The sequence below is a fragment of the Helicobacter anseris genome, from assembly GCF_003364335.1.
Lineage (GTDB): Bacteria > Campylobacterota > Campylobacteria > Campylobacterales > Helicobacteraceae > Helicobacter_H > Helicobacter_H anseris.
Window position 1 is genome coordinate 1 of sequence record NZ_NXLX01000043.1, and the last position, 845, is coordinate 845.

An 845-nucleotide genomic window follows, 5' to 3' on the forward strand; every position below is an offset into this window, starting at 1 on the left:
TGCAAAAATATTGATACATCTTTAATCACTGATCTCACTGGTTTTTTTATTCCTTTTTCCAAAGAACCAAATGAATTTTTTGAGGGGATTTCTGACTGGAATGTCAGCAATGTAGAAAGCTTTAGGCAATGTTTTGCTTATTGCAAGAATTTTAATCAACCATTATTCAAAAATACTAGCAATGGCAAAGATTTCAGTATGATGTTGTTTGATTGCGTTTCTTTTAATCAACCCATAAATCTTGAGACTTCAAATGGTGAAGCCTTTTATGGAATGTTTGCTAATTGCAGCAGTCTTAACCAAAAGATTTATCTTGATTTTTCTAAAGCACAAAATATTGATAGTGTGTTTCATAACTGCACTAGCTTAAAAAATATACCTGATAACTATTCTTCAAAGCTTCAATCACTCCAAGAGACAAAACAAAAAGCAGAAGAAGAAAAACAAAGAATAGAGCAAGAAAAAAAGAATACAAGAAAACAACGCATTATTAAGAATGTTTTAGGTGCTTATGAGATGTATTTAAGCTATGAAGAGTTGCTTGATAGGATTTATAAAAGAGCAAATTCCATCAGAGTTAGAATCAATGGCTTAAAGGCTGAGAAAAAATCTTTTGAGAATGAGAAAAGAAATTTAGAGGCTTATGAGAAATGTATTGAAACAATTGAAAATAGACATACAAACAAAGATACTAAAGCACTTATTGGAGTTTATAAGAGTTTTGTAGATCTTGAAACTTTAATCGCTTTTTTGGGCAAAAGAAAGAGAGATACTGATAAATTATTACAAGAACAAGGATTGAGCTTTGATATTGATTTTGAGAGAAGATCTCACAAGACAAATGA

Annotated in this window: 1 protein-coding gene; it reads left to right on the forward strand. The window is 30.2% G+C overall.

Annotated features, from left to right (window positions below):
- A partial coding sequence (locus CQA57_RS08100) for a BspA family leucine-rich repeat surface protein (protein ID WP_115579725.1) occupies positions 1 to 845 on the forward strand: 845 nt, incomplete at both ends.